This is a genomic window from Nonomuraea sp. ATR24 (genome assembly GCF_041950485.1).
Classification (GTDB): domain Bacteria; phylum Actinomycetota; class Actinomycetes; order Streptosporangiales; family Streptosporangiaceae; genus Nonomuraea; species Nonomuraea ceibae.
The window spans coordinates 731,751-757,881 of the sequence record NZ_JBGNUU010000003.1; the positions used below are offsets into that span (position 1 = coordinate 731,751).

The window sequence follows — 26,131 nt, forward strand, 5'->3', positions numbered from 1 at the left end:
GAGAGTTTAGTGTGAAATTTCGGGACGTCAGAGTGGATTCATCAAGTAGCCGCCGGCCACCACCGACGCCCCCGCCACCAGGAGGAAGAAGAACACGTAGAACCCGCCGGGCAGGAACGTCAGCCGCGCGAGCTGGTCGGCGTCGGAGTCGCGCGCCTGCCGCCTGCGCCGCTTGCGCTGCAGCTCCACGATCGGCCGCACCCCGCCGAACAGCAGGAACCACGACACCCCCAGCGCCACGCCCTGCTGCACCCCGGCCGGCGCGTACATGACCAGCGCGAACACCGCCCCGCCCGTCACCAGCAGGATGAGCGCCCCGTACAGGTTGCGGACGAGCAGCAGCATGCACACCAGGAACGCGAGCATCCCCCAGACGAGCAGCGTGATGCGGCCCTGCTCGGTCAGCCAGGCGGCGGCCAGCCCGAGCAGCGACGGCGCGAGGTAGCCGGCCAGCGCGGTGAGCACCATGCCGGGCCCGGTGGGCCGCCCCCTGGTCAGCGTCACGCCGGAGGTGTCGGAGTGGAGCCGGATGCCCTCCAGCTTGCGCCGGGTGAGCAGCGCCATCACGGCGTGCCCGCCCTCGTGGGCGATGGTGATCAGCCCCCGGGACAGGCGCCAGGGCGCGGTGAAGGTGACGATCGCGAGTGCCGCCAGCCCGGAGACGGCCACGATCCACGGATCGGGGGCGTCCTGGACCTGGATCAGCTGAGCCCAGAGCTTGTCCATCGAGGAAAAACCCTATCCATGTATGGTCACGACTGTGCTCACAGAACATGATTCTGCGGTTCCGGGGTGGTGGCGGGCGCTCGGCCTGCCCGGCCTGGTGGACCTGCACGTGCACTTCCTGCCCGAGCGGATGGAGCGCCGGGTGTGGCACCACTTCACCCACGGCGGCCCGCTGATGGGGGACGGCTGGCGGATCACGTACGCCTGGCCGGTGGCCGAGCGGGTGGCCCGGCTGCGCGAGCTGGGCCTGCTCGCCTTCCCCGCGCTGGCGTACGCGCACCGCCCCGGCATGGCGGCCGACCTCAACGGCTGGACGCTCGGCTTCGCCCGCCGCACGCCCGGCTGCGTCCCGTCAGCGACCTTCTATCCCGAGCCGGGCGCCGAGGCGTACGTGTGGCGCGCGCTGGAGGAGGGGGCGCGGATCTTCAAGGTGCACCTCCAGGTCGGCGGCTTCGACCCGCGCGCCCCCGAGCTGGAGGCGATCTGGGGGCTGCTGGCCGAGGCCGGGGTCCCGGTGGTCGTGCACGCCAGCGCCGTCCCGGTGCCCGGCGGCCACCTCGGCGCCGGGCCGATCGGCGACGTGCTGCGCCGCCATCCCCGGCTGCGGGTGGTGATCGCGCACCTCGGCATGCCGGACTACGCGGCGTTCTTCGAGCTGGCCGGGCGCTACGAGCGGGTGGCGCTGGACACCACGATGGCGCTGACGGACTTCGCGGAGTTGGGCATGCCGTTTCCTCGAAGACTTCTCCCGGCCCTGCGTGATTTCGGAATCGCTGGGAAGATTGTCCTCGGCAGTGATTTCCCGACCATCCCCCATCCGTACGCCCACCAGCTCCAGGCCCTCGACCGGCTCGACCTAGGCGACGACTGGCTGAGAGCCGTGTGCTGGAGCAACGGCCTGGCCATGATCTGATATCAGGGTGAACGATCCGCACGTGGCGCTGATCAGCGCTTTCTACGAGGCTCTGGGCCGCGCCGACTACGCGGCCATGCGACGGTGCTACCACCCGGACGTGAGCTTCGGTGACCCGATCTTCCAGGAGGTGGAGGGCCGCGAGCGCGTGATGGCGATGTGGCGCCTGCAGCTCGGCGTGCGCGACGGCCTGGCGTCCACCTACCGTGACGTGCGGGCCGACGAGTTCTCCGGCAGCGCCCACTGGACCGCCCGCTACACCTTCCACCGCACCGGGCGGCTGGTGGTCAACGAGATCGACGCGCTGTTCCGGTTCGAGGACGACCTGATCGTCCGGCATCATGACGAGTTCGACTTCAAGCGCTGGTCCAGGATGGCGCTGGGGCGGCCGCACGGCCTGCTGTTCGGCTGGACCCCCATGTGGCGCAAGACCATCAGGGACCGGGCCCAGCAGGAGCTCGACAACCTGCAGACCTAGGAGGTGGCATGGCGAAGGTGAAGGGGTTCAGACGCGGCGGGGGCCGCGAGGAGGCGCCCGAGCACTCCATGGACCCGCGAGCCGGGGAGGAGCCGCCCTACCAGCCCACGGTCATCAACAACACGATCTACCGCGACGGGCGGATCGTCGCCTGCCCGGCCTCGCTCGCCGACGCGTTCGCCCACCTCAAGGAGAACCCCGGCGACATGGCCTGGATCGGCCTGTACCGCCCGAAAGAGTGGGAGCTGGTCAAGCTCGCCGAGGAGTTCGAGCTGCACGAGCTGGCGCTGGAGGACGCCATCGTCGGCTCCCAGCGGCCCAAGGCCGACCGCTACGGCGACACCCTGTTCGTGGTGCTGCGCGCCGCCCGCTACCTCGACGACGTCGAGGAGGTCGCGTTCGGCGAGCTGCACGTCTTCGTCGGCCCCGACGTGGTGATCACCGTACGGCACGCCGAGGCGCCCGACCTCCAGGCCGTGCGCAAGCGCATGGAGTCCGACCCCGACCTGCTCCGGCAGGGCCCCCAGGCCGTGCTGTACGCCATCCTCGACGCGGTCGTCGACGGCTACGCCCCCGTGGTGGCCGGGCTGCAGACCGACATCGAGGAGATCGAGGCGCAGGTCTTCGGCGGCGACCCGGCCGTCTCACGCCGCGTCTACGAGCTGTCCGGCGAGGTCATCGAGTTCCAGCGGGCCACCGCGCCGCTGTCGCGGATCATCGACGGCCTCATCGCCGGGGCCGACAAGTACGGCCTCGACGACGAGCTGCGCAGCTACCTGGGCGACGTGAGCGACCACGCCATCACCGTCAACGAGCGCCTCGGCTCGTTCAAGCAGCAGCTCCAGAACATCCTGCTGGTCAACTCGACCCTGGTGAGCCAGGCGCAGAACGAGGAGATGGCCAGGATGACCCAGGTCAGCATCCAACAGGGCGAGGAGGTCAAGAAGATCTCCGCCTGGGCGGCCATCCTGTTCGCCCCGACGGTGGTGGGCGGCGTCTACGGGATGAACTTCGACGTCATGCCGGAGACGCACTGGGCGTTCGGCTACCCGTTCGCGATGGCGCTCATGGTCGCGAGCTGCGTGACCCTCTACGTGATCTTCAAGAAGCGCGACTGGCTGTGAGCGCCACGGCGGCGTCGCGGCTGATCAGTCGGGGAAGGCCGTGAGCGCGCGCTGGGCCTCGGCCACCGTGCCCGCCAGCTCGGCCGCGAACACCGGCACCCGGTCGGCGGCGAACCGCGTGGTCGGCACCGAGATCGACAGCGCCGCCACCGCCGTCCCGTTGCCGTTGCGCAGGACCGCGCCGATCGCCGACACGCCCTGCTCGGTGCCCTCGACGTTGAGCGCGTAGCCGCGCGCCCTGATCTCGTCGAGCTCCCGCAGCAGGGCGGCGCGCTCGGGTGCCGGCAGGTCCGGGTAGAGGCCGAGGACGTCGTCGCGGGGCAGCGTGGCCAGCAGGGCCTTGCCGCCGGACGCGCCCCGGGCGGGCAGGATCGTGCCCCTCCTGTCGCCCACGTGCAGGATCTGCGACGACTCCACGCTGTCGAGGAAACGCGCCTCCGTGCCGATCCTGACCATGAGGTTCACCGTCTCCTGCGTCCGCGCGCACAGCGCCTCCATCGCGGGCCGCACCAGGGCGCGCAGCTCGCGCAGCGCCGAGTCGCCGGGGTGCGCCTGCCGGGAGGTGAGGAAGGGCCCGGGCAGATAGGTGTGATGCTCGTCCTGGACGGCGAAGTCGCGATAGACCAGCATGGCCAGCAGGCGGTGCGCGGTGGAGCGGGCGATGCCCAGCTCCCTGGCCACGTCGCTGACCTTGAGCCGCCCCTGGTCGCGCAGCATGTGCAGGATCAGCAGCACGTTGTCGACAGAGCCCAGCGGGTAGGCGGGCCTGTTCTTCATACCAGAATGCTAGTGCGGGACCCGGAATCCGGGGCCTAGCGTTGGGCCCGTTCGAGGGACTGCCCCACGATCGGGAGGGAACCTGCGTGAAGCTCGCCACCCTGCGCCTGCCGCGTCGTACCGCCGCCGTGCGGATCGACGGCGATCTCGCCGTCGAGGTCGGCTCGCCCGACGTCGGCGCGCTGCTCGCGCACCACGACTGGCGCGAGCGGGCGTCGGCCGCCGACGGCGCCCGTCACCCGCTGACCACCGCCGACCTGGCGCCCGTCGTGCCGCAGCCCGGCAAGATCATCTGTGTCGGGCTGAACTACCGCGCGCACATCCTGGAGATGGGCCGCGAGCTGCCCGCGTATCCTACGCTGTTCGCCAAGTTCGCCGACGCGCTGATCGGCCCGTACGACGACATCGAGCTGCCGGCCGTCTCCGACGCGGTCGACTGGGAGGCCGAGCTCGCCGTCGTCATCGGCGCGGACGTCCGTCACGCCACGCCCGAGCAGGCCGGGGCCGCGATCGCCGGCTACGCGGTGTTCAACGACGTGAGCGTGCGCGACTACCAGAACCGCACGGCGCAGTGGCTGCAGGGCAAGACGTTCGAGGCCACCACGCCCTTCGGCCCCTACCTGGTCACGCCCGACGAGCTGGAGGAGGGCGGGCTGGCCATGCAGTGCGAGGTCGACGGGGAGGTGGTGCAGCAGGCCGACACCGCCGACCTGGTGTTCCCGCCTGCCGAGCTGATCGCGTACATCTCGGGGATCGTCACGCTGCGGCCGGGCGACGTGATCGCGACCGGCACGCCCGGCGGCGTGGGCCACGCCCGCAGGCCGCCGCGCTACCTGGGCGACGGCAGCAAGCTCGTGACCCGCATCGCCGGCCTCGGCGAGCAGGTCAACACCGCGCGCCGCCTCGGCTGACCCGGCGAGCCGGCGGCTACGCGGCCGCCGGTGGGGTGACGCGCTAGGGAATCGGGTCGCGGTCGCGGACGAAGCAGAGCAGGACCGCGACCGCCAGCCGGATGCCCATCCGGTCGGTGGCCAGTCCGACGAGCGGCTTGCACACCACGGCCACGACCGCGAACATCACGACCACGGTGCCCGGCGTGACCGGGTCGACCCCGCTGCCCTTGATCATGAGCGTGTTGGACCAGGTGACGAACCCGTACGTGCCCCACAGCGCGCCGAACCCGGCCAGCCCGAGCAGCAGCAGGTCACGGTCGGCCAGCAGCGGCCGGGGGTCCGGCCGCCCGGCCCGCCCGTCCCGCGCTCCCGGCCGGGGAACCAGGTCGCGACGAGCTTCAGCCCCGCCGAGTAGTCGGCCCCGGCGAACAGCCCGATCAGCCCCTGGAGCGCGATCCCCGCGCCCGCCGACCGGCTCGACCCGAACGCCAGCATGCCGCCGCCGGCCACGAGCAGCGACCCCAACAGCACGGCCCGCGCCCCGACCCGGTCGGTCAGCGCCCCGCCCGCCACGTTGGAGATCACGTAACCGGCGTAGTAGGCGGTCGCGAACACGCCCAGCCCGGCCAGCGACATCCCCAGCCCCTCGCCCACCGCCACCGCCGCCGGCCCCAGGCGGACCGGTCGAGCGACGTCATGGTGAACGACGCCCAGCACAGCAGGAGCACCACCCACCGATACCCGGGGGCGCGCGACAGCGAGCGGGCGATCACGCTGAGTCATTCTGCTATACCCGCAGGTCACAGGAGAGCGGCCGGCCCGGCGATCAGCTGAGGAGCTTGCGGGCCGCCTGTTCGATCTCCTCCTCCGACAGCAGGACGTGCCGGGCCGCGTCGCCGAGCGGGATGAAGCTGTCGGACGAGGTCACGCGGGCGATCTTGCCCTCGAAGCCGGCGTCGAGCAGCTCGGCCACGATGCCCTCCGACACGCCGCCGGTGTGCCGGGTCTCGTCGGCGATGAGCACCTTGCCCGTCAGCTCCGCCGCCCGCAGCAGGTCCTCCACCGGCAGCGGGGCCAGCCAGCGCAGGTCGAGCACCCGGCAGCTGAACCCCTCCTGGGTGAGCCGCACCGCCGCCCGCAGGCTCATCCGCAGCCCGTTGCCGAACGTGACGATCGTCAGGTCGCGCCCCTCGCCGTAGGAGCGGGCCCGGCCGATCGGCACGTGCGTCTCCGCCCAGCGCGACGGCGGCGCGTACGGGGCGAGCCAGCCGCCGTCGCCCTCGTCGAACAGGTCCTTGGTGTGGTAGAGCGCGATCGGCTCCAGGAAGACGCAGACCGATCCCTGGGTACGGGCCGCCGCCAGGCAGGTGCGCAGCATCGAGGCGGCGTCGTCGGGGCGCGACGGGGAGGCGATGACGAGCCCCGGGATGTCGCGCAGCGCGCCCACGGCGTTGTCGTTGTGGAAGTGGCCGCCGAACCCCTTCTGGTAGGCGTAGCCGGCCACCCGCACCACGAGCGGGTTCGGGAAGGCGCCCTGGGAGAAGAACGACAGCGTGGCCGCCTCGCCCCGGATCTGGTCGATGGCGTTGTGCAGGTAGGCCAGGTACTGGATCTCCGGCACCGGCAGCAGCTTCGACACCCCGGCGCCGAGCGCCAGCCCGAGCACGGCCTGCTCGTCCAGGTGCGTGTCGAACACCCGGGTGTGGCCGAAGCGCTTCTGCAGCCCCCGGGTGACGCCGTAGACGCCGCCCTTCTTGGCCACGTCCTCGCCGAAGACCATCATCTCCGGGTAGACGGCCAGCGCGTCGGCGAGCGTGCGGTTGATCGCCTGGCAGAGCGTCACGCCGCCCTCGGACTCCGGCAGCGTCCCGGCGAACGCCTTCTCCCGGGTCGACGCCTCCGCGGCCACCGGGCTGATCTTCGCGATCAGGTCGGCCTGGCGGGGTGCGATCGGCGCCATGATGTCGCGGGCGGAGCCGAGCCGCGGGGTGCGGGTGGTCTCCAGCGCGATCCGCAGCACGTGCTCGCGCGACAGCTCGTAGCGCGACAGCAGCTCCTCGGGGGTGGCCTGGCCGGCCTCGACGAGCAGCCTGGCCGTGGCCACCAGCGGGTCGCGTTCCAGGTCGGCGCGGATGTCCCGCTGGGTGCGGTAGGCCAGCTCGACGTCGGAGCCCGCGTGTCCCATCAGCCGCACGGTGGACAGGTGCAGGAACGCGGGGGAGCGGTGGGTGCGCACGTGCTCGGCCGCCTGCCGCGCCACGTCGTACGCCTGCGCCAGGTCGCAGCCGTCGGCGCCGAAGTACGTGATGCCGGGGCGCCGGGCGGCGGCCTCCACCCAGCCCTTGGGGGTGCGGACGCTGATGCCGATGCCGTTGTCCTCGCACACGAACAGGATCGGCAGCGGCTGCCCCTGGAAGGTGGCGTAGGCGGCGGTGTTGAACGCCGTCAGCGCCGAGGCGTGGTTGGCCGAGGCGTCGCCGAAGCTGCACACGGTGATCGCGTCGTCCGGCCACGCCGAGGGGGCGCCGAGCGCGCGGGCCCGCTCGATGGCGAACGCCACGCCGACGGCCCGGGGCAGGTGGCTGGCGATGGTGGACGTCTGGGGGATGACCGCCAGGTCGGGGTGGCCGAACACCTTGTGCCGCCCGCCCGCGATCGGCTCGTCGGCCGAGGCGGTCAGGCCCAGCAGCACGTCGCGGATGCCCTGCTCGGGCAGCCGCCCGGCCTGCTCCGACCGGGTCAGATAGAAGGCGCCGGAGCGGTAGTGGAGCAGGGCGGGGTCGCCGGGCCGCAGGGCCGCGGCGACGGCCGCGTTGCCCTCGTGACCGGCCGAGCCGATCGTGTAGAAGCCCTCGTCCTGCTCGCGCAGCCAGCGGGCCGCGATGTCGAGCAACCGGCTGTCGACCTGCCGCTTGTAGAGCCTGCGGCACTCCGCGCCGGTGAGCGTGGTGCCGTCGCGGACGGGGTCGGCGGGATCTCGCGCCGCGCCGCCCTCAAGAGCCGTAACCGCCTGGATGAAATGAGTCTCAACAGTGTCGCGCGCCACAAAGCCGATTATGTCTGTCCGCGTGGCGTCCGTCTGCCAGTCGGCGTGGACAGGTGCTGGACCGGTCCGATTGACCCCTTTCTATAACAGCTTGTCAGAATTCTGAACTTGGGGCGTCCGATCCTCGTCTACTGGTAGAAGCACGTGGCACCCTCAATGCCGCGTTGAAACCCCTGGGGTATCCAGAAAGGAACCCGAATGTTACAACGCACCCGCGTGGCCGCCGTCGCGCTCGCGGTCGGCGCCGGGGCTCTGGCCCTGACCCCGACGGCGTCGGCGGTGGCCGAAACCACGGCGGAGACCATCTCCCGGGTCGACGTCAGCCCGTCCCCCGTGGTGATCTTCGACAAGCCCGTCAAGGCGACGTTCACGTTCACCACCAAGGGCGCAGGAAAGGCCGAGTTCCAGCTCAAGGCCCCCGGCGACGCGGGCGTCTTCACGCCCGTCGAGGTCAAGCCGTCGCCCCACGGCCAGGAGACCAGGTGGACGGCCACCAAGGAGTTCACCGCCGCCAACGCCGGCGTCTGGAACTTCCTCGCCATCGCCGGCGACGCCTCCGCCAAGGGCACCTTCCAGGTGAAGAAGGCGCTCGACACCAAGGTGGTGGAGTTCGACGCCGACCCCGACCTGGTCGAGAAGGGTGACCGGCTCAGGGTCTCGGGCAAGCTCGAGGCCGAGGGCAAGGCGTACGGCGGGCAGAAGGTCACCATCACCTTCCGCGCCCGCGGCACCGACGCCTACCGGCACGTCACCACCGTCACCACCCGCCGCAGCGGCTGGTTCTCCGCCCACGTCCGGGCCGGGGCGACCGGCTGGTGGCGGGCGGAGTTCGGCGGCAACGCCGAGGCCAGGTCCTCCGTCAGCGACACCGACCGCGTCTCCGTACGGTGGCGCGACCGGGACAGCCGCATCACCGGCTTCAACGCCTACCACGAGCCCGTCACCCGCGGTGACCGGCTCAGCTTCACCGGCACCCTCCAGGTGGAGGGCTGGCGCGACCTGCCGGGCGAGCGCGTGTCCATCATGTTCAAGGAGCACGGCTCCAGCCACTGGCGGCGCGTCACCAGCGACGTGACCGACAGGGACGGCCGCTTCTGGGCACGGGCCACCGCGTACGACTCCGGCTGGTGGCGCGCCGAGTTCGACGGCGCCCGCGGCGTCGACGGCTCGGTCAGCGGCACCGACTGGGTCCGCGTCGTCGAGCCCACCCCGCCGCCGGCGGTCAAGGCCGACACCCGCGTCATCTCCTTCAACGCCTACCCGGAGCCGGTCAAGCGCGGCAAGCACCTGAGGTTCCGGGCCAAGCTGCAGGTCGACGACGAGGGCGACTGGGACGGCTACAAGGGCAAGGTGCGGCTGTACTTCAAGCCCTCCGGGTCCGCGAAGTACTCCTACGTCAAGTCCACCTGGTCCAACAGCAGCGGCAAGATCTACACCAAGGTCAAGGCCTGGAAGTCGGGCCGCTGGAAGTTCGTCTACCAGGGCGACGACGACACCTACGGTGACACCAGCGGTTCGGACTACGTCCGCGTGAAGCGCTGACCGTCCGGCCCGCCTGACCGGCAGGCGCGAGGCCCGGGACCGCCGCGGTCCCGGGCCTCGTCCTTTGCCCAGAGTGTTAACGAGCGTTAACAGCGGCCTCCAGCGCGGCCCCGGCCATGGCGTGCAGCAGCGGGCGCATGGCCTCGCCCGGCAGCTCCCCGGCGCTGTGCGGCGTGGAGTTGAGCAGGCCGAACACCGCGTGCGTGGCGGCGCGCAGCCGGGCGGCCGGGCAGGCCGGGTGCAGCTCGGCCAGCACCGTCACCCACTCCTCCACGTACAGCCGCTGCAGCCGCCTGATCTGCCGCCGCTCCCGCTCGGGCACGTTGCCCAGCTCCCTGTCGTGCACGGTGATCAGCGCCGGCTGCTCGATGGCGAAGGTGATCTGCACGTGCAGCAGCGCGTCGAGCGTCTCGGCCGGGCCGGTCGAGGAGGTGACGACCGCCGCCGCCGACTCGCGCAGCCGGGAGCTGACGTCGAGCAGCATCTCCGCCAGCAGCGCCTCCTTGCCCGCGAAGTGCCGGTAGAGCGCCGGGCCCGAGACGCCCACCGCGGCGCCGATGTCCTCGATCGGCACGCCGTGGAACCCGCGTGCCGCGAACAGCTCTGCGGCGGCCCGGAGGATTTCCGCGCGCCTGTTTCCCCGATTGCGGGTAGGGGTCGGAGCAGTCGTCACGTCTCACATGCTAGACGATTACGTTAATGGTGACTAACATCGCGGCCATGACGAGAGGGGACACATGAGCGACTGGCCGGTGCTCAAGTCGGCCGCCGCCCCGGGGGCCGAGGCGTACAAGAGCAACGCCGAGCGCAACGAGCGGCTCGCGGCCGAGCTGCGCGAGCGCCTCGCCGCCGCCGCGCTGGGCGGCCCCGAGCGATCGCGGCAGCGTCACGTCTCGCGCGGCAAGCTGCTGCCGCGCGACCGCGTCGACGGCCTGCTCGACCCCGGATCGCGCTTCCTGGAGCTGTCGCCGCTGGCGGCCAACGGCCTCTACGACGACCAGGCGCCCGCCGCAGGGATCATCACCGGCGTCGGCCGCGTCTCCGGCCGCGAGTGCGTGATCGTGGCCAACGACGCCACGGTCAAGGGCGGCACCTACTACCCGCTGACCGTCAAGAAGCACCTGCGGGCCCAGGAGGTGGCGCTGCACAACCGGCTGCCGTGCCTCTACCTCGTCGACTCCGGCGGCGCCTTCCTGCCCAAGCAGGACGAGGTGTTCCCCGACCGCGAGCACTTCGGCCGCATCTTCTACAACCAGGCCACGATGTCGGCGCGCGGCATCCCGCAGATCGCCGCCGTGCTCGGCTCCTGCACCGCAGGCGGCGCGTACGTGCCGGCGATGAGCGACGAGGCGGTGATCGTGCGCGGCCAGGGCACGATCTTCCTCGGCGGCCCGCCGCTGGTGAAGGCCGCCACCGGCGAGGAGGTCAGCGCCGAGGAGCTGGGCGGCGGCGACCTGCACGCGCGCGTCAGCGGCGTCACCGACCACCTCGCCGAGGACGACGCGCACGCGCTGGCCATCGTCCGCGACATCGTCGCCACGCTCGGCCCGCGCGCCGAGCGGCCCTGGGACACCGTCGCCCCCGAGCCGCCGCGCCACGACCCGCGCGACCTGTACGGGCTGATCCCCGCCGACACGCGGCAGCCGTACGACGTGCGCGAGGTCATCGCGCGGCTGGTCGACGGGTCGCGCTTCCTGGAGTTCAAGGCCGAGTACGGCACCACGCTCGTCACCGGGTTCGCCCATCTGCACGGGCACCCGGTCGGGATCGTCGCCAACAACGGCATCCTGTTCAGCGAGTCGGCGATGAAGGGCGCGCACTTCATCGAGCTGTGCGACCAGCGGCGCATCCCGCTGGTGTTCCTGCAGAACATCAGCGGCTTCATGGTCGGCAAGGCGTACGAGGCGGGCGGCATCGCCAAGCACGGCGCCAAGATGGTCACGGCCGTGTCGTGCGCGCGGGTGCCCAAGTTCACCGTGGTGATCGGCGGGTCGTTCGGGGCGGGCAACTACGCGATGGCCGGGCGCGCCTACTCGCCCCGGTTCCTGTGGATGTGGCCCAACGCGCGCATCTCCGTCATGGGTGGCGAGCAGGCCGCGAACGTGCTGACCACCGTGGGCGACGCCGACGCCGACGCGATCCGGGCCCAGTACGAGCACCAGGGCAACCCCTACTACTCCACCGCCAGGCTGTGGGACGACGGGGTGATCGACCCGGTCGACACCCGCACCGTGCTCGGGCTGGCGCTCTCCGCGGCGGCCAACGCGCCGCTCGACCCCATCGGCTACGGCGTCTACCGGATGTGATCATGGCTGACTCGCTGTTCTCTCGCGTGCTCGTCGCGAACCGGGGGGAGATCGCGCTACGGATCATCCGCACCCTCCGGAAGCTCGGCATCGGCTCCGTCGCGGTGCACACCGCCTCGGACCGGGACGCCCCGCACGTCCACGCCGCCGACATGGCCCTCCAGGTCCCGAAATATCTGGACATGGAGGCGATCGTGGAGGCCGCCCGCGCCACCGGCGCCGAGGCCGTCCACCCCGGCTACGGCTTCCTCGCCGAGAACGCCGCCTTCGCCCGCCTGTGCGCCTCGGCCGGGATCGTCTTCGTAGGCCCGCCGCCGGAGGCCATCGAGGCGATGGGCGACAAGATCCGCGCCAAGGCCACCGTGTCGGCCGCCGGGGTCCCCGTCGTCCCCGGCGCCGCGGAGCCGCACGACTCCCTCCTGGACTGGCCGCACTTCCCGGCGCTCATCAAGCCGTCGGCCGGCGGCGGCGGCAAGGGCATGGTCCTGGTCCGCTCGGCCGCCGAGCTGCCCGACGCCCTGGAGTCGGCCCGCCGCACGGCCACCGCCGCGTTCGGCGACGGCACGCTGCTCATCGAGCGTTACGTGGCCAACCCGCGCCACATCGAGATCCAGGTCTTCGCCGACGCCCACGGCGGCGTCGTCCACCTCGGCGAGCGCGAGTGCAGCCTGCAACGGCGGCACCAGAAGATCATCGAGGAGTCGCCGTCCCCCTTCGTCGGCCCCGGCCTGCGCGCCCGCATGGGCGCCGCCGCCGTCGAGGCCGCCCGCGCCGTCTCCTACACCGGCGCCGGCACCGTCGAGTTCATCGTCGACGGCACCACCGGCGACTACCACTTCATGGAGATGAACACCCGCCTCCAGGTCGAGCACCCCGTCACCGAGATGGTGACCGGGCTCGACCTGGTCGAGCTGCAGCTCCGCGCCGCCGCCGGCCAGCCGCTCCCGCTCACGCAGGACGACGTGCGTCTCCAGGGCCACGCGGTCGAGGCCCGCCTGTACGCCGAGGACCCGGCGCGCGGCTTCCTGCCCACCGGCGGCCGGATCCTCGCCCTGCGCACCCCCGAGGGGGTGTCCGTACGCGTCGACTCCGGCATCAGCGAGGGCGGCGTCGTCGGCACCGAGTTCGACCCGATGCTCGCCAAGGTCATCGCCTGGGCCCCGGACCGGGAGCAGGCGCTGCGGAGCCTGGACCGGGCGCTGGCCGGCACTGTCGTGCTCGGCGTCACCACGAACGTGCCCTTCCTGCGGTCGCTGCTCGCCCACCGCGCCGTACGCGACGGCGACCTCGACACCGGCCTCGTCGAACGCGCCCTGCCCGAGCTGGACCTCGACGCCCCCACGCCCCCCGAGGTGGCGGTCGCGGCGGCGCTGGCCTTCCATGACCGGCCGCGCGGCGCCGACCCGTGGGACGTCGCCGACGGCTGGCGGGTCGGCGAGCCCGCGTGGACCACCTGGCGCGTCGAGGCGCGCGACGGCGTCCACACCGTCCGGGTCAGCGGGCTGCCGCACGAGTCCGCGTACGTCCGCACCGGCGACGACGGCCCGGCCCAGCACGCGGTCCTCCGCGCCGACGGCTCCGGCCTGGAGGTGACCGCCGGCGGCCGGACCACCCGCTACGAACAGGCCCGCGACGGCGACACGCTCTGGCTCGGCCGCGACGGCGCCGCCTGGGCGCTGACCCGGCACCGCGTCGGCGACCCCGGCGACCGGCCCGGAGCCGCGCTGGCGGGCGACGGCGTGGTGCGCAGCCCCATGCCGGGCACCGTCCTGGTGGTCAAGGCGCAGCCCGGCGACAGGGTCGCCGAGGGCCAGCCGCTGCTGATCGTGGAGGCGATGAAGATGGAGCACACCGTCACCGCGCCCCGCGACGGCGTCGTCGCCGAGCTGCCCGTGCGCGCGGGCCAGCCGGTCGACATGGACGCCGTCCTGGCCGTGGTCGCCGAGGAGGAGGAGCGATGAGCCCCGCCTACCCGATCGAGGGCCTGCCGAGGCAGGTCACCGTGTACGAGGTCGGCCCGCGCGACGGGCTGCAGAACGAGTCCGCGATCGTGCCCGTCGAGGTCAAGGCCGAGTTCGTGGACCGGCTCGCCGACGCCGGGCACAAGGTCATCGAGACGACCAGCTTCGTGCACCCCCGCTGGGTGCCGCAGCTCGCCGACGCCGAGGAACTGCTCGGCAAGCTGCGCCGCAGGCCCGGCGTCCGCTACCCGGTGCTGGTCCCCAACGAGCGCGGCCTGGAACGGGCGCTCGCCCACGGCGTCGAGGAGATCGCCGTGTTCGCCAGCGCCACCGAGACGTTCGCGGCCAAGAACCTCAACCGCGGCCTGGAGAGCCAGTTCGAGATGTTCGAGCCGGTCGTCGCCACCGCCGTCGAGAACGGGGTGCGGGTGCGCGCCTACGTCTCGATGTGCTTCGGCGACCCGTGGGAGGGCCCGACGCCCGTCAGCCAGGTGGTCGCCGTCGGCGAGCGGCTGCTCGGCCTCGGCTGCTACCAGCTCTCGCTCGGCGACACGATCGGCGTCGGCACCCCTGGCCACGTCGCCGCGCTCATCGAGGCGTTCGGCTCTCCGGACCGGCTCGCCGTGCACTTCCACGACACCTACGGCCAGGCGCTGGGCAACACGCTGGCCGCCCTGCGCGCCGGCGTCACGACCGTCGACGCCTCCACCGGCGGCATCGGCGGCTGCCCCTACGCCGAGTCCGCCACCGGCAACCTCGCCACCGAGGACCTGGTCTGGATGCTGCGCGGGCTCGGCATCGAAACCGGCCTCGACCTGGACAAACTCGTCTCCACCAGCACCTGGCTGGCCCAGCGGCTGGGCCGGCCCAGCCCGTCGCGCGTCGTCCAGGCCCTCTCGAAAGGCTGACCATGCTGACCCCTGAACACGAAGAGCTGCGCAAGACCGTCGAGGCGTTCGCGCGCGACGTCGTCGCCCCGGTGATCGGCGACTACTACGAGCGGGAGGAGTTCCCGTACGAGATCGTCCGTCAGATGGGCGCGATGGGGCTGTTCGGGCTGCCGATTCCGGAGGAGCACGGCGGCATGGGCGGCGACTACTTCGCGCTCTGCCTGGCGCTGGAGGAGCTGGCCAGGGTCGACTCCAGCGTGTCGATCACGCTGGAGGCGGCCGTGTCGCTGGGCGCGATGCCGATCTACCGGTTCGGCAGCCCCGAGCAGCGCGAGCGCTGGCTGCCGAAGCTCGCCTCGGGCGAGATGCTGGGCGCGTTCGGCCTGACCGAGCCGGGCGGCGGCTCCGACGTGGCCGGCGGCATGCGCACCACCGCCGTGCTCGACGGCGACGAATGGGTGATCAACGGGACGAAGGCGTTCATCACCAACTCCGGCACCGACATCACCGGCGTCGTCGGCGTGGCCGCCATCACCGGCGAGCGGGAGATCTCCACGATCCTCGTGCCGAGCGGCACCCCCGGCTTCACCGTCTCCAAGAAGTACTCCAAGGTCGGCTGGAATGCCTCCGACACCCGCGAGCTGTCCTTCTCCGACTGCCGGGTGCCCGCCGCCAACCTGCTCGGCGAGCGCGGCCGGGGCTACGCCCAGTTCCTGCAGACGCTCGACGAGGGCCGCGTCGCCATCGCCGCGCTCAGCGTCGGCCTCGCGCAGGGGTGCGTGGACGAGTGCCTGAAGTACGTGCGCGAACGGCGCGCGTTCGGCCACCCGATCGGCCACTACCAGGCCATCCAGTTCAAGATCGCCGACATGGAGGCCCGGGCCCACACCGCCCGCCTGGCCTACTACCACGCGGCCGAGAAGATGCTGGCCGGGGTGCCGTTCAAGAAGGAGGCGGCGATCGCCAAGCTCGTCTCCTCCAACGCCGCCATGGACAACTCCCGCGACGCCACGCAGATCTTCGGCGGCTACGGGTTCATGAACGAGTTCCCCGTCGGCCGCTTCTACCGCGACGCCAAGATCCTGGAGATCGGCGAGGGCACCAGCGAGGTCCAGCGGATGCTCATCGCCAGGCAGCTCGGCCTCGGCGACCTGTGAGACGGCGCTGACGTGGGGATTGGACGGGGCGTCGAGCAGGATCTAGGGTCACACGGCATGACGGCTGACGATCTTCTCATCCGGAGAGTCGAGGAGGCGGACGCGGACGAGGTGTTCGCGCTCGCGCGCGAGTTCGGGCTGACGTTCCGGCCCGAGCGCGACGCCTTCGACCGCGCGCTGCCCGCGCTGCTGCGCGACGACGACACGATGGTGCTGGCGGCCGTCGTCGACGGGCGGGTGCACGGCTACCTGCTGGGGTACGTGCACCTGACGCTGTTCGCCAACGGGCCCGTCGCCTGGGTCGAGGAGGCGATGGTGCGCAGCGGGAGCCGCAGGCAGGGCATCGGGCGGTCGCTGCTGGAGGAGTTCGAGACGTGGGCCAGGTCCCGCCAGGCCCGTTACGTGGCGATGGCGACCAGGCGGGCGCCGGAGTTCTACCACGCCCTCGGCTACGAAGCTTCCGCCACCTTCTACCGCAAGGTGCTCAAATGACGTGAAACCCAAGGTCCTAGAGGTAAAGCTGTCATAGCGGGATGGCATGCTTGGGGTGTGAGCATCCACACCGTGAGCCCCCAGTTCGTCGGGCGCGCCCGCGAGCTGGCCGCGCTACGCGGCGCGCTCGACGAGGCACGCGCCGGCGGGGCCTGCACCGTGCTCGTCGGCGGCGAGGCGGGGGTCGGCAAGACGCGGCTGGTCGGCGAGTTCACCGCCTCGGCCGGCGACGCCCTGACCCTCGTCGGCGGATGCATGGAGCTCGGCACCGAGGGCCTGCCGTTCGCCCCCTTCACCGCCGTCCTGCGCGACCTGGTCCGGCGGCTGGGCCGCGACGAGGTCGCCGCCCTCGTCCCCGGCGGTGACACGCGCGGGCTGGCCCGCCTGCTGCCCGAGTTCGGCCAGCCGGGCCCCGAAGGTCGCGAGGCCCGCGCCCGGCTGTTCGAGCAGGTGCTCGGGCTGCTGGAGCGCCTGGCCGAGGACCGCCCGGTCGTGCTCGTCGTCGAGGACGCCCACTGGGCCGACCGCTCCACCCGCGACCTGCTCTCCTTCCTGGTGCGCTACCAGCGCGGCGAGGCCCGCCTGCTCATCGTCGTCACCTACCGCTCCGACGAGCTGCACCGCGCCCACCCGCTCCGCCCGCTGCTCGCCGAGCTGGCCCGCGTCGGCTGGGTGACCCGGCTGGAGCTCGGCAGGCTCACCCGCAGGGAGGTCCTGGAGCAGGCCGCCGGCATCCTGGAGCGCCGCCCGTCGCCCGCCGACATGGACATGATCTACAGCCGCAGCGAGGGCAACCCGCTGTTCGTCGAGGCGCTGCTCGGCGACCCCGGCGGCGACACGCTCCCCGAGTCGCTGCGCGACCTGCTCCTGGCCAGCGTCGAACGGCTGCCCGACGAGACCCAGGAGCTGCTGCGGGTGGCCAGCGCGGGCGGCCAGCGCATCGAGCACGACCTGCTCGCCGCCGTCGCCGGCCTCGACGAGACCGCGCTCTCGGGCGCGCTGCGGCCCGCCGTCGCCGGCAACGTCCTCGTCGTCGACGGCGAGGGCTACGCCTTCCGCCACGCGCTCATCCGCGAGGCCCTGCACGACGACCTGCTGCCCGGCGAGCACACCCGCCTGCACACCCGCTACGCCGAGGCGATCAGCCGCGACCTGTCCATGCTGCCCGCGCCGCGCGGCGCCATCGAGCTCGCCCACCACTGGCACGCCGCCCGCGACAACACCTGGGCCCTCATCAGCGCCTGGGGAGCGGCCGCCGCCGCCCGCACCGCCACCGCCTTCGACGAGCAGCTCCGCATGCTGTCACGCGTGCTGGAGCTGTGGGACCGGGTGCCCGACGCCGCCGAGCGCATCGGCGCCCCGCACGCCGAGGTGCTCCGCCTCACCTCCGTCGCCGCCTACCAGGCCGGCGAGTTCGAGCGCGGCGCCGCCCTGGCCTCGGCCGCGCTGGAGGAGATCGACCGGCAGGCCGAGCCCGACACCGCCGCCCGGCTGCTGCGCCACCGCGGCCTCATCCGCTTCAGCCTGAGCCGCCCCGGCTACGTCGACGACCTGCGCGAGGCCGCCGGGCTGGTGCCCGCCGACCCGCCCACCAGGCTGCGCGGCCAGGTGCTGGAGACGCTGTCCCGGATGCTGACCAGGCCCGACCAACTGGAGGAGAAGATCTCGACCGCCCGCCAGGCCATCGAGATCGCCCGCCAGGTGGGCGACGACTCCACCCACGCCCACGCGCTCATCGACCTCACCTGGGCCCAGTGCCGCTACACCGACGCCGAGGGCCCCATCGCCGGGTTCGCCGAGGCGCGGCGCATCGCCGACCGGGCCGGCGCGTACTTCGCGGTGATGCGAGGCACCATCTCCGAGTCCGACGCGCTGGAGGGCGCCGGTCGCCACGAGCAGGCCGCCCAGGTGGCCCGCGAGGGCATCGCGATCGCCGAGCAGTACGGCCTGGCGCGCTCCTCCGGCACCTTCCAGGCGATCAACCTGGCCGAGCCGCTGTTCTCGCTCGGCCGCTGGGACGAGGCGCTCGAAGTCATCGAGCACGCCCTCGCCCTGCTGCCGCCTGCCCCGCACCAGGCCAGCCTCCAGGGCCTGGCCGCCGACATCGCGCTGGCCCGAGGGCAGGCCGACCGGGCCGAGGCGCTGGTGGCCTCCTCCCGCAAGGTGCTCTCACGCGGCGCGTTCCGCTCCCAGTCGGTGCTGCCGCACGCCTGCCGCGAGATCGAGCTGCTGGAGGCCCGGGGCCGCCTCGACGAGGCACGCGAGGCCGCCGCGCGGGCGCTGCGCGAGCACGACCTGATGGACGACTCCCGCTACTCCTGGCACCTGCTCCTCACGCTCGCCCAGCTCGGCGGCCCGTTCCTGCCCGAGCTGCGCTCGACCGCCGGATGGGTCGCCGTCGAGGGCCGCCTCCAGCGGGCCCAGCGCCAGACCTTCCTCGCCCTCACCGGCCCCGCCCCCGGAGACGACGCCGAGGACACCGGCGCCTGGCGCCTGGCCGCCTGGCAGGCCGCCGCGTCCGCCTGGGCGGAGCTGAAGCAGCCCTACGCCGAGGCCAGGGCGTCGCTGGGGGCCGCGCACGCCGCGCAGGCGCTCGGCGACCGGCAGGAGGCCACCGCCCGGCACGCCCGCGCCCGTGATCTCGCCGAGCGGCTGGCGGCGGTGCCGCTGCTGGACCAGCTCGACGCGTTCGCCCGCCGCGCCCGGCTGGCCGTCGCCGACGGCGCCGCCCCCCAGGGGCAGCCGCTCGGCCTGACGGCCCGCGAGCTGGAGGTGCTGGAGCAGGTCACGCGCGGACGCAGCAACCGGGAGATCGCCGCGGAGCTGTTCATCTCGATCAAGACGGTCAGCGTGCACGTCTCCAACATCCTGGGCAAGCTCGGCGCCTCCACCCGGGGCGAGGCCGCCGCCAAGGCCCACGCGATGCGCCTGTTCGACAGGTGACGCGGCTCGCGGGGGCCCGGCTCAGCCGGTGAGCTGGGCCTCCAGCCTGTAGCCGTCGACCGTCACGTACACCTGGTCGCCAGGACGGGCGTTCAGGCGCATGAGCACCGGCTGGAGCGAGTCGAACACCGGCTGGTGGCCCTGCCACACGAGCACGATGGCGTTGTCGCCGGGACCGGTGACCGACAGCAGCGTGCCCGGCCGCATGCCGAGCTGCGCCGCGTAGCCCTCCGGGACCGGCACCGGGCCGCCGCGCAGGTGCTCGGGCGTGACCTCGATGCGCTGCCAGCGGCGCGGGTCCGACGACGGGCTCGGCAGCGGGGGCGGCGGCGTCGACGGGGCGCCCGCCAGGCCGCCGCCGGGCAGCACCGGCGAACGGCCGCCCGACAGCGCCGAGAGCGTCGCCAGGGCCGCCGACGGGTCGATCGACCCGGCCGGGGCCGGCGGGATGGGCTGGCCGCCGCGATGGTGGTGGCCGTTCGCTCCCGGGGTACGGCGCGGCAGCGGCTGCGCCGGGGCCGAGGCCGCCGCGACCGGGTCGGCCGACTCCGACGGCAGCGCGTCCAGCCACGCCTTCGCCGAATGGGTGCGGATGCCGAGCTCCGCCAGCAGCTCCACCGGGTCGGCGTCCGGCGGGGCCGACGCCAGGAGCTGCCGGGTGCGGGCCTGGAGGCCGTGGATGTCGCCGACGACGAGCCAGCCGTCCTGCAGCCTGCGGTCGGGCATGAGCGTCACCAGCACCCGCCACAGCGGCGTGCGCAGGCTCGGCACCGTCACCGGGTGCGCCGGGTCGGCGCCGATCAGCTGATCCTGTGTCGCCGCCGCGCCCAGCCACTCCGTCAGGCGGAACATGTGCCCGGTCACCGGGGCCGACTCCGACGAGCGCAGCCAGTGCAGCACCCGCTCCTCGGCGGTGCGCTGCGCCTGGGACAGCACTTCACGCTCGACCAGCATCTTGTGCGCCAGCGTGCGCAGGCTGACCGGGTCCTCGGCGAACAGCCGGTGTACGGCGACGGCGAGTTCGAGCTTGTTGAGGCCGCGGAACAGGCCGTCCACGACCCGCACCATGGCGTGGTCGGTGTCGGAGAGCGCTGGGGTCTCCCGCGGGCGCGGCGCCCCTGGGGCGGCCGGCGCGCCCTGCGGGGGGCGGGACGCGGTGGGGCGCTGGGGGAGCGGGGTCCCGTTCTCGTTCACGGCGGGGAAGGAGCCGGTGCCGCGCTGGGGAGCGCTCTCCCCCACGGCGGGGAAGGACCCCGTACCGGGACCGCCCGGGAACGCCGGGCTGCCAGGGAGCGGCGTGCCCGGCTGCGCGGGGCCGCCCGCTTGCGGCGGGCCGCCCGCGGGGCTGTCCGGCTGCGGCGCCCCGCTCCCGGGCGCGCCCGGTTGCGTCGGCCCAGCCGCCGGGAAGGGGCCGCTGGTGGGGCTGCCCGGGAACTGGTCGCCGCCCACGGCGGGGAACGGGCCGCTGCCGGGGCCGGCCGGTGCGTTGCCGCTCGTGGCGGGGAAGGAGCCGGTGTTGCGGTCGGAGGAGCCGCCGTCGGGCGGGAAGGTTGCGCCCGGGGGGACGGCGCCGGGGGCGGCGGGCGCGGGGAACGGGCCGGTGCCCGTGGGGCCGCCTCCGGGCGGAAAGCCCGGCGCGGACGGGCCGCCCGGGTAGGCGGCGCCTCCCTGCGGGGTGGTCTCCCCCTGGGCGGCGAGAGGCGCGGGCGTCTGCGCGGGGGGCGGGCCGGACGGGCGCTGTCCCGGGTACGGCCCGGGGACGGGGCCGCCGGGGACCGGACCGCCAGGTACGGGACTGCCCGGGACCAAGCCGCCGGGGACGGGCCCGCTGGGAACGGAGCCGCCAGGGGTTCCCGGTGCGGGGCCGACGGCGGGTTGCGGGCCGACGGCGGGCTGCGGGCCGGTGGCGTCGCGGCGCTGCTGGACCGGGCGGGTGATCTCGGGCGACTGGACGGCGCGGGCCGCCGACTCGGGCTGGGCCGCCAGGTGGCCGAGCACCTCGCGGAACACCGTGCCCATCACCGCTTCGGGCGTCGTCGACGGCGTCTTCAGGTCGGCGGGCGACAGGCGGCGCAGCCGGTGCCAGCCGCCCAGCCCGGCGATGGCCGTACGGGCGGGTTCGGGCCAGCCGGAGAGCCCCGGGTCGACGGGGTGCAGCGTCAGCGCGGGCAGCAGATCGCCCAGCGGCAGGTAGTCCCAGCGGGACGAGGCGAGCAGCGCCAGCCGGTCACAGATCCAGTCGAGCCCGGCCGTGCCCAGGGCTCTGGTCAGCGCCTGCGAGGACCACCAGGCGGCGGGCAGGCGCGGGTCGGCCAGGGCCTCCGCCACCTGCTGCGGCCGGCTCCAGCGCAGGGCAGGGACCAGGTCGCTCAGGCAGATCGATGACTCGACTTCCATCGGCGGACCTTATCCTCCCCAGTGAACCACGTGGCGCATGTGACTGTTGGTGCAGCCTACGCGGCAAGCTATCAATCGGTGTGAATAGGGTAAAGACGCTTCACGTCCAAACCGTACCGTGGCCGACCGCCTACCAGGGCCACGCACTCCGCCCCCGCACGGCATCCCGCCTCCAGAGCGGCCCTTTCGCCCGCGCCGTCGAGCGTGGCCGCGAGGAACCCGGCGGCGAACGCGTCGCCCGCGCCGGTGGAGTCGATCGTCTCGGTGTCGGCCGGGCCCGCCTCGGCGACGACCTGCCCGCCCGTGGCCACGAGGGCGCCCTGGGACCCCAGCTTCACCACGGCGGTCCCGTACCTCTCGCTGAGCACCTCGGCGGCGCGCTCGGGAGTGGCGGCGCCGCTGAGGAGGAGAGCTTCGTCACGGTTCGGGAAGATCAGGTGGGCCAGTGCCGACTCGTGCAGGAAGCGTTCGACGCCGAACTCGCGCAGCGGGTTCGTGGAGGCGGGGTCTACGCTGATGGCGACGCCGGCGGCGGCCGCCTTGGCCATGGCGAGCCTGGCCAGGCCCAGGCCGGGCTCGCTGAACAGCAGGTAGCCCGACACGTGCAGGCGGCCGACGCCGTCGAGCAGGGAGTCGTCCCAGTCGGCCTCGGAGATCAGGCCGCCCGCGCCCCGGTTGGTCAGCATGGAACGTTCGCCGGACTTGTCCACCATGGCGATGACGACGGCCGTCGGGTTGTCGGCGTCGATCCGGACGTACGGGCGGACGCCCGCCTTGGCCAGCTCGGCGATGTGCCATTCGCTGCTGTCGTAGCCGCAGCGGGCCAGCAGGCCCACGTCGGCTCCCAGGGTGGCGGCCCAGGCGGCCGTGTTGGCGCCGGAGCCGCCGGGGCGGAGCACGATGTCGGCGGCGATCTCGGAGGCCGACATGACGGGGGCGCCGTGCAGCGCCACCACGTCGGTCACCACGTCGCCGATGACCAGGAGCCCCTTGTGGCTCACGATCGCGACCACGCCAGGGCGATGCGTGACGCCAGTGCCGTGTTGCCGCGTACGGCGGCCAGGTTCGCCTCCAGGGACGCGCCGGACGTGCCGCGCACGAGGTAGCCGAGGAGGAACGGGGTGATCGCCTGACCCGTGACGCCGCCGGCCTCCGCGGCCGCCAGCGCCTCGGCCAGCACGCGGTCGTGCAGCTCCGGGTCGAGCTGCTGGTCGACGGGCACCGGGTTGGCGACGATGAGCGCGGTCTCCTGGCCGCCGAACGCGTCCTGGCCGCGCATGATCGCGGCGGCGTCCTCCGGCGACTCGATCCGCCACTCCACCGGCTGGCCCGACGAGTGCAGGTAGAAGCCGGGGAACGTCTCCGTCCGGTAGCCGGCCACGGTCACGCCGCGCGTCTCCAGGCGCTGCAGGGTCGCGGGCACGTCCAGGATCGACTTGACCCCGGCGCACACCACGGTGATGCGGGTGCGGGCCAGCGTGTCGAGGTCGGCCGACTCGTCCTGCTCCTCGGTCCAGCCGCGGTGCACGCCGCCGAGCCCGCCCGTGGCGAACACCCGGATGCCGGCCCGCGCCGCCAGGAACGACGTCGCCGACACGGTCGTCGCACCGCTCGCCTTGAGCGCCGCCGCCACCGGCAGGTCGCGCTGGCCCAGCTTGCGCAGCCCCGACTCGGTGGCGATGCGCTCCAGCTCCACCTCGGTCAGCCCGACCCTGGCCACGCCGTCGAGCACCGCGATCGTCGCCGGCACCGCGCCGGCCGACCGGACGATCTCCTCCAGCTCCCGGGCGACCTCCAGGTTGCGCGGCTGCGGCAGCCCGTGGGAGATGATCGTGGACTCCAGCGCCACCACCGGCGCACCGGCGGCCAGGGCCTGGGCGACCTCGTCGGAAGGCTGGAGAAGGGAGTCGGCGGTGGCGCGCATGGTGGGTTTCTTGCTCCTCGGGTGGGTCCAGGCAGTGCCTAGGGTGAACGGCGTCCTTTGCAGACTTTGTTCCAAACTGAGCACGTTACGGCCGGACCGCTCGCACGTCCACTCGGAGATCAGATCAGGAGCGCCACACCCGCCAGCGAGACGCCCCCGACAAGCGCGGTGGCGATCCCGCCCAGCAGCACGGCCCGCCCGCCCTGGAGCAGTCTCCGCACGTCGATCCCGGTGCCCAGCCCGAACAGGGCGGCCGCCATCAGCATATTCGTCACCGAGGGCAGCTCCCGCGTCACGTCGTCCGGCACGACCCCGGTGGCCCGCACCAGCACCATCGCGAGGAATCCGGCCACGAACAACGGCACCACCGGCGGCCTCCTCCCCGCCCGGGGCCCGGAGCGCACGGACCGGCGAGCGGCGAGCGCCACCAGCGGTGCGAGCAGGATCACCCGGCCGAGCTTGACCGTGACCGCCACCGCCAGCACGCCTGTCGCCGCGCCGATCGCGGCGACCTGCGCCACCTCGTGCACCGCCGCGCCCGTCCAGATCGCGAGCTGCTCCCGCGACAGCCCCAGCCACGAGGCCACCAGCGGCACGACCACGATGGCCGCGCTCCCGTACAGCACCACCACGCTCAGCGCGCTCGCCGCCTCGTCGTCGTCGCCCCCCGCGCTGTCGCGCATGGCCGCGATCGCCGCCGCCCCGCAGATCGACACCCCGGTCCCCACCAGCAGCGACGTCCCCGGGCTCACGCCCAGGCGGCGGCCGATCAACGGCGTGAGCACGAACGTCACGCCCGTCGCCGCCACCACGACCGCCATCGCCCGCCACCCCGTCGCCAGCAGCTGCGGCACCGAGATCTGCAGCCCCAGCAGCACGATCGCCACCCGCAGCACCCGCCGGGACACGAAGTGCAGCCCCGCCCGCGACGCGGCGCCCACCCCTCCCGCCGCGGCCAGCCCCGCCCCCGCCACCACCGCGACGACGGCCGCGCTGAACGCCGGCACCACCGCGTTCACCCCCATCGCCACCCCGGTCCCCACCGCCGCGACCCCCACCCCCGGCCCCAGCGTCCGGACCCGCGACCACCCCTCGGACAGGCGGCCCCCACGCGACCGGACCGCCCCCTCGGCCCGCGCCCGCCCCTGGCCGGCCGCCCCACCACCCGGCCGCGCCGACCCCGCGGACCAACGGCGCGACCGGGCCCTCCGGCCCAAGCGCGATCCGTCCGATGCCCAGCTCGCCCGCGACCCGTCCGGCGACCAGCTCGTACGCGGCCCGTCCGGCGACCAGCTCGTACGCGGCCCGTCCGGCGACCAGCTCGTACGCGGCCCTTCCGACTGCCGGCTCCTACGCGGTCCTTCCGGCTGCCGGTGCGCGCGGGAGGAGGGCGGGACGCCGGGCGACGGCAGGCGGACGGTTCGCGGGCGGTCGGGAACGGGATGTGACGAATCCCGGCGGGGGAAGCGGAAACGGCGGCTGAGCGGCATGGTCCCAGTCTTCGGCGGGCCGGCGGGCGCCGGTAGCCGTGGCTTGGGTGGGAGGTCATAGCCTGGGGCTATGAGTGAGCTGCCGGACCTCGCGTCGCTGAAACTGCTGGTCGACGTCGGAGAACTCGGCAGCCTGGGCCGCGCCGCCAAGGCGGCGGGCATCGCCCAACCCTCCGCGAGCAAGCGCATCGCCCACCTCGAACGCCGCCTCGGCCTGCCGCTCCTGGAGCGGACGCCGCGCGGGTCCACGCTCACCGCCGAGGGTCGCATGGTGGCGGGATGGGCCGCCGAGCTGGTGTCCGCCGCCCAGGAGCTCGTACGGGCCGCGCAGGCCGTCCGGCACGGGGCGGCGGCGCACCTGCGGGTCGCGGCGAGCATGACCATCGCCGAGTACCTGGTCCCGCGCTGGCTCGGCGAACTCCAGAACCGCGAACCCGGCGTGCCCGTCGGCCTCGACGTGGTCAACTCCGCCGACGTGGCCGCGCGGGTGCTGGGCGAGGAGGTCGAGCTCGGCTTCGTCGAGGGGCCGAACGTGCCGGACGGGCTGGCCAGCCGCGTCGTCGGCACCGACCGGCTCGTGGTCGTCGTCGCGCCCGGCCACCCCTGGACCCGCCGCCGCACCGCGCTGCGAGGACCCGAGCTCGCGGGCACGCCGCTCGTCGTGCGCGAACGCGGGTCCGGCACCCGCGAGACGCTCGACCGGGCCTTCCGCGAACTGCGCCAGGCCAGCCCCCGGCTGGAGCTCGGCTCGAACTCCGCCGTCAAGGGCGCCGCCCAGGCCGGTGCCGCGCCCGCCGTCCTCAGCGGCTACGCCGTCGAGGCCGAAGTCGCCACCGGCCGCCTCGTCGAGGTCCCCCTGGCGGGGATCAACCTCGTCCGCACCCTGCGCGCCGTCTGGCGCCAAGGCCGCCCCCTGACCCACCCGGCCGCCACCCTCCTCGCCATCTCCAGCCGCCCCTGACCCACCCGGCCCGCCCGGCTGGCCACCCGCCCTGGCCACCCACCCTGGCCACCCGCCCTGGCCACCCGCCCTGGCCACCCACCCTGGCCACCCACCCCCGCCTCTGTCCCC

At 73.6% G+C, this 26,131-nt stretch carries 22 protein-coding genes; 12 read left to right on the top strand and 10 right to left on the bottom strand.

The annotated features are described in order from the left end of the window. Nucleotides 1-27: 27 nt before the first annotated feature. Complete coding sequence (locus ACBI99_RS10940; protein WP_219511704.1) at nucleotides 28-726, bottom strand: M50 family metallopeptidase; 699 nt, start codon at nucleotides 724-726, stop codon at nucleotides 28-30. 34 nt (nucleotides 727-760) lie between these two features. Here ACBI99_RS10940 and ACBI99_RS10945 point away from each other — a divergent pair, with 34 nt between their 5' ends. From ACBI99_RS10945 to ACBI99_RS10955, 3 genes are read left to right on the top strand one after another with little or no spacing between them, the layout of a single operon-like run. Further along, nucleotides 761-1,639, top strand: coding sequence for an amidohydrolase family protein (locus ACBI99_RS10945; RefSeq protein WP_375072225.1), 879 nt, complete (start codon nucleotides 761-763; stop codon nucleotides 1,637-1,639). A gap of 7 nt (nucleotides 1,640-1,646) precedes the next feature. Beyond that, nucleotides 1,647-2,117, top strand: a complete 471-nt coding sequence (locus tag ACBI99_RS10950) for a nuclear transport factor 2 family protein (RefSeq protein ID WP_308126079.1) — start codon at nucleotides 1,647-1,649, stop codon at nucleotides 2,115-2,117. An 8-nt stretch (nucleotides 2,118-2,125) separates the two neighbouring features. Then, on the top strand, nucleotides 2,126-3,241 hold the full coding sequence (locus ACBI99_RS10955; protein ID WP_219511708.1) for a magnesium and cobalt transport protein CorA: 1,116 nt from the start codon (nucleotides 2,126-2,128) through the stop codon (nucleotides 3,239-3,241). A gap of 24 nt (nucleotides 3,242-3,265) precedes the next feature. Here the strand turns inward: ACBI99_RS10955 and ACBI99_RS10960 are convergent, their stop codons facing one another. Then, nucleotides 3,266-4,018: an IclR family transcriptional regulator gene (locus ACBI99_RS10960; protein ID WP_357590794.1), complete on the bottom strand. Its 753-nt coding sequence runs from the start codon at nucleotides 4,016-4,018 to the stop codon at nucleotides 3,266-3,268. Nucleotides 4,019-4,104: 86 nt separating this feature from the next. On the opposite strand from ACBI99_RS10960, the gene ACBI99_RS10965 reads away from it, so the two are divergent. Continuing rightward, nucleotides 4,105-4,929: a fumarylacetoacetate hydrolase family protein gene (locus ACBI99_RS10965; protein ID WP_219511711.1), complete on the top strand. Its 825-nt coding sequence runs from the start codon at nucleotides 4,105-4,107 to the stop codon at nucleotides 4,927-4,929. Between the two features lie 43 nt (nucleotides 4,930-4,972). Here the strand turns inward: ACBI99_RS10965 and ACBI99_RS10970 are convergent, their stop codons facing one another. The 3 genes from ACBI99_RS10970 to ACBI99_RS10980 all read right to left on the bottom strand — a co-directional run bounded on the left by ACBI99_RS10970 (nucleotide 4,973) and on the right by ACBI99_RS10980 (nucleotide 7,957). Continuing rightward, nucleotides 4,973-5,146 carry a hypothetical protein gene (locus ACBI99_RS10970; protein ID WP_375072226.1) on the bottom strand — a complete coding sequence of 58 codons (174 nt, stop codon included), beginning with the start codon at nucleotides 5,144-5,146 and terminating at the stop codon, nucleotides 4,973-4,975. Next, nucleotides 5,143-5,628 carry an MFS transporter gene (locus ACBI99_RS10975; protein ID WP_375072227.1) on the bottom strand — a complete coding sequence of 162 codons (486 nt, stop codon included), beginning with the start codon at nucleotides 5,626-5,628 and terminating at the stop codon, nucleotides 5,143-5,145. Before ACBI99_RS10975 ends, ACBI99_RS10970 begins: the two co-directional genes overlap by 4 nt. Before the next feature lie 109 nt (nucleotides 5,629-5,737). After that, complete coding sequence (locus ACBI99_RS10980) at nucleotides 5,738-7,957, bottom strand: thiamine pyrophosphate-dependent enzyme (RefSeq protein ID WP_375072228.1); 2,220 nt, start codon at nucleotides 7,955-7,957, stop codon at nucleotides 5,738-5,740. A gap of 198 nt (nucleotides 7,958-8,155) precedes the next feature. Between ACBI99_RS10980 and ACBI99_RS10985 the strand changes: the two genes are divergently transcribed. Further along, nucleotides 8,156-9,499, top strand: a complete 1,344-nt coding sequence (locus ACBI99_RS10985; RefSeq protein ID WP_357590789.1) for a hypothetical protein — start codon at nucleotides 8,156-8,158, stop codon at nucleotides 9,497-9,499. Between the two features lie 76 nt (nucleotides 9,500-9,575). Here the strand turns inward: ACBI99_RS10985 and ACBI99_RS10990 are convergent, their stop codons facing one another. Then, entirely contained in the window at nucleotides 9,576-10,172 is a 597-nt protein-coding gene (locus tag ACBI99_RS10990) for a TetR/AcrR family transcriptional regulator (RefSeq protein WP_219511721.1), read from the bottom strand. A 64-nt stretch (nucleotides 10,173-10,236) separates the two neighbouring features. On the opposite strand from ACBI99_RS10990, the gene ACBI99_RS10995 reads away from it, so the two are divergent. The 6 genes from ACBI99_RS10995 to ACBI99_RS11020 are packed head-to-tail and all read left to right on the top strand — an operon-like array spanning nucleotide 10,237 to nucleotide 19,248. Then, entirely contained in the window at nucleotides 10,237-11,805 is a 1,569-nt protein-coding gene (locus ACBI99_RS10995; protein ID WP_357590787.1) for a carboxyl transferase domain-containing protein, read from the top strand. Nucleotides 11,806-11,807: 2 nt separating this feature from the next. Further along, nucleotides 11,808-13,766 (top strand): biotin carboxylase N-terminal domain-containing protein, encoded by a 1,959-nt coding sequence (locus ACBI99_RS11000; protein ID WP_357590785.1) that lies wholly within the window; start codon nucleotides 11,808-11,810, stop codon nucleotides 13,764-13,766. Next, nucleotides 13,763-14,674 carry a hydroxymethylglutaryl-CoA lyase gene (locus ACBI99_RS11005; RefSeq protein ID WP_219511726.1) on the top strand — a complete coding sequence of 304 codons (912 nt, stop codon included), beginning with the start codon at nucleotides 13,763-13,765 and terminating at the stop codon, nucleotides 14,672-14,674. The genes ACBI99_RS11000 and ACBI99_RS11005 overlap by 4 nt, the downstream gene beginning before the upstream one ends. Nucleotides 14,675-14,676: 2 nt before the next feature. After that, a complete protein-coding gene (locus ACBI99_RS11010; protein WP_219511735.1) occupies nucleotides 14,677-15,813 on the top strand; it encodes an acyl-CoA dehydrogenase family protein in 1,137 nt (378 codons plus the stop codon). A gap of 57 nt (nucleotides 15,814-15,870) precedes the next feature. Further along, the gene (locus tag ACBI99_RS11015; RefSeq protein WP_219511737.1) at nucleotides 15,871-16,305 is read left to right on the top strand and encodes a GNAT family N-acetyltransferase; all 435 of its coding nucleotides are present in this window, start codon (nucleotides 15,871-15,873) and stop codon (nucleotides 16,303-16,305) included. 57 nt (nucleotides 16,306-16,362) lie between these two features. After that, entirely contained in the window at nucleotides 16,363-19,248 is a 2,886-nt protein-coding gene (locus ACBI99_RS11020; RefSeq protein WP_375072229.1) for a helix-turn-helix transcriptional regulator, read from the top strand. A 21-nt stretch (nucleotides 19,249-19,269) separates the two neighbouring features. On the opposite strand, the gene ACBI99_RS11025 is transcribed toward ACBI99_RS11020, so the two are convergent. From ACBI99_RS11025 to ACBI99_RS11040, 4 genes are all read right to left on the bottom strand, one after another. Further along, nucleotides 19,270-21,645 carry a hypothetical protein gene (locus tag ACBI99_RS11025; RefSeq protein WP_375072230.1) on the bottom strand — a complete coding sequence of 792 codons (2,376 nt, stop codon included), beginning with the start codon at nucleotides 21,643-21,645 and terminating at the stop codon, nucleotides 19,270-19,272. A 71-nt stretch (nucleotides 21,646-21,716) separates the two neighbouring features. After that, on the bottom strand, nucleotides 21,717-22,658 hold the full coding sequence (locus ACBI99_RS11030) for a PfkB family carbohydrate kinase (RefSeq protein WP_308126080.1): 942 nt from the start codon (nucleotides 22,656-22,658) through the stop codon (nucleotides 21,717-21,719). Then, entirely contained in the window at nucleotides 22,643-23,569 is a 927-nt protein-coding gene (locus ACBI99_RS11035) for a pseudouridine-5'-phosphate glycosidase (RefSeq protein ID WP_375072231.1), read from the bottom strand. Before ACBI99_RS11035 ends, ACBI99_RS11030 begins: the two co-directional genes overlap by 16 nt. Nucleotides 23,570-23,688: 119 nt before the next feature. Beyond that, nucleotides 23,689-24,612, bottom strand: a complete 924-nt coding sequence (locus tag ACBI99_RS11040; RefSeq protein ID WP_375072232.1) for a YeiH family protein — start codon at nucleotides 24,610-24,612, stop codon at nucleotides 23,689-23,691. A gap of 517 nt (nucleotides 24,613-25,129) precedes the next feature. On the opposite strand from ACBI99_RS11040, the gene ACBI99_RS11045 reads away from it, so the two are divergent. Then, nucleotides 25,130-26,020: a LysR family transcriptional regulator gene (locus ACBI99_RS11045; RefSeq protein ID WP_357590775.1), complete on the top strand. Its 891-nt coding sequence runs from the start codon at nucleotides 25,130-25,132 to the stop codon at nucleotides 26,018-26,020. Nucleotides 26,021-26,131: the final 111 nt, after the last annotated feature.